This window comes from Nocardia sp. NPDC002869 (assembly GCF_046764065.1).
Classification (GTDB): domain Bacteria; phylum Actinomycetota; class Actinomycetes; order Mycobacteriales; family Mycobacteriaceae; genus Nocardia; species Nocardia rhamnosiphila.
In genome coordinates this window covers 1-1959 of record NZ_JBKOOL010000324.1, presented here as the reverse complement: position 1 = coordinate 1959, position 1959 = coordinate 1, and the positions used below count along the sequence as shown (strand labels likewise).

Here is a 1959-nt window from a genome sequence, read left to right as displayed (position 1 = left end):
GTGTGCCGTAGTGCGGCGGCGGCGCGTCTGCGCCGCCGCTCTTGAACCTATATGGCGAAATTCGGCAACAACTCGCGCTACGTGAGGTGCGTCCGGAGAATTGACCGTATGACTGCTCTAGTGCTCACGCCGGAACGACGAAATGAGTTGGCCGAGTTGCTCGATGACGGGGCACGGTTGCAGGCCGAGTATCCGAAGGTGGCTGAGTACCTGGATACGGCTCCGATGTTGTCAGGAACCGACGACCCGCAGGCTGATGCGGCATTCGACCTGCGGTTTGTGCACTACATGACCGGCGGTGAGACCGAGTCGGGTAATCCGTACTGGGATATCGTCGCGCCAGCGGTCAGGCTCGATAGTGACCGGCGGGTGGTCAACGGAGGAAGTGCGGTCGGCAGCGTCCGGCTGGGGTTTGCGCAGACGATCTTGCAGGCGGCCTTCGCCTACGCGGTGCCATCGCCCGAGACACTGGCGTGGGTGAAGGACTTCGCCGGTGATCGGCGGGTTGTGGAGCTCGGCGCCGGGCGGGGCTACTGGGCGCGGCTGCTGGCCGATGACGGGCTACTGGTGCAAGCCTTCGATTCCGAACCGCCGGATTCGTCCGAGAACGCTTCATTTCCCAGGGCTGGCCGACAGCAGAGTGTGTGGTTTCCGGTTGATGGCCTGGACGGCTTTGGGGCTGAACTGGATGCGGATACGGTCCTGCTCCTGTGCTGGCCGCCCGGCTGGGGCAACCGGATGGCCTCGGAAGCGCTGGAACTGTTCGAGTCGCGAGGCGGTCAGCGAGTGATCTATCTCGGTGAGCCGAAGGGCGGCAAGACGGGAGATGATCCATTCTTCGATCGCCTGTCGGAGGGTTGGACACTCGAAACTCAAGACCCGCAGTATGTTTCGTGGTGGAACCTTGCGGATGCGGCGCAGGGGTGGGTCCGCCGCGGGTAACCCAGCAAGCAACGAGAATGGCCCGGCCGATGACGACCGGGCCATTTGCGTGTCTGGTGTCAGATCTGCGGGTCGAGAACCATCCGGAAGACGAACGAGTCGTACCGGTCTTTCGGATATGACACATCGGACAGCATGAGAACGCGTCCGTCTGCCAGTAGGAACCGTTGGCGGACCGTTTTCACCAGCTCGCCAGTGGGCACCTCAAGCCAGTCGGCATGAGCTGGTACAGGGGGGCGGTCGGCAACAGTCTCCTCAAGAATTTCAGCGGTGGCTACATCCGTGCCAGGCAGTTGGTAGCTGTCGGAGATCGAGGCCGGGCGCCCACGGTCTGAGGCCATGACGATCTGGTGTTCGATGTCGTCGCCGATCTCGATACCGAATACTTCGGCAAGCTCGCGGTCGGCTTGCACTATCGAGGTCTCGCGATCGATTGTCACCTGGTCCTCGTCGGCCGACTCGTTGGTGTAGGTGACCTCGGGGTCTTCCATCTGCCGTTCCGGCGAGACGCGGACGAGGGTGGGCCGGGAGGCTACGAACGTTCCTCGACGTTCGACGCTGTAGACGAGTCCCTGACGTAGCAGCAGCTCCATGGCTCGGCGGATGACGATATCGGATACGTTGTGCTGCTTCGCCAGCTCCGAATAGCTCGGTAGCTGGGATCGCACCGGCCGCGCTCCGCTGCGGATCTCGCGCGCGATCTCCCCTGCAATCCGAACGTACGCAGGCTCGCTCATGGCTCTACTCCTCCGAGTCGTTTCGTTGCCGATACGCAGTTGCGTATACGCAAATCAACTAACAAGGTACGCGCCTCGCGGTGATCGCCTGTCAAGGCCACTGGAATCTGTGTATACGCAATCCTCTTGTGCGTATACACAGTTGCGTATACTCTGTTGTGTATGCACAGAGAGTGCAAACGCTGACAAGGAGTTTCAGAGATGGCATTGAAGGACATGTGGATTCCGACCGACTTCCGTTCCGTGTTCCCGAAGGGTGTGTTGCTGCTGGGTGATGTCG

The 1959-nt window shown here is 61.4% G+C and carries 2 protein-coding genes; one reads left to right on the top strand and one right to left on the bottom strand.

Translation table 11 applies throughout. The features are described 5' to 3' along the window. Nucleotides 1-108 precede the first annotated feature (108 nt). Nucleotides 109-942, top strand: coding sequence for a hypothetical protein (locus ACLML9_RS28655; protein WP_411948415.1), 834 nt, complete (start codon nucleotides 109-111; stop codon nucleotides 940-942). A 59-nt stretch (nucleotides 943-1001) separates the two neighbouring features. Here ACLML9_RS28655 and ACLML9_RS28650 read toward each other — a convergent pair whose 3' ends face one another. Then, nucleotides 1002-1679 (bottom strand): GntR family transcriptional regulator, encoded by a 678-nt coding sequence (locus tag ACLML9_RS28650; RefSeq protein WP_411948414.1) that lies wholly within the window; start codon nucleotides 1677-1679, stop codon nucleotides 1002-1004. Nucleotides 1680-1959 lie beyond the last annotated feature (280 nt).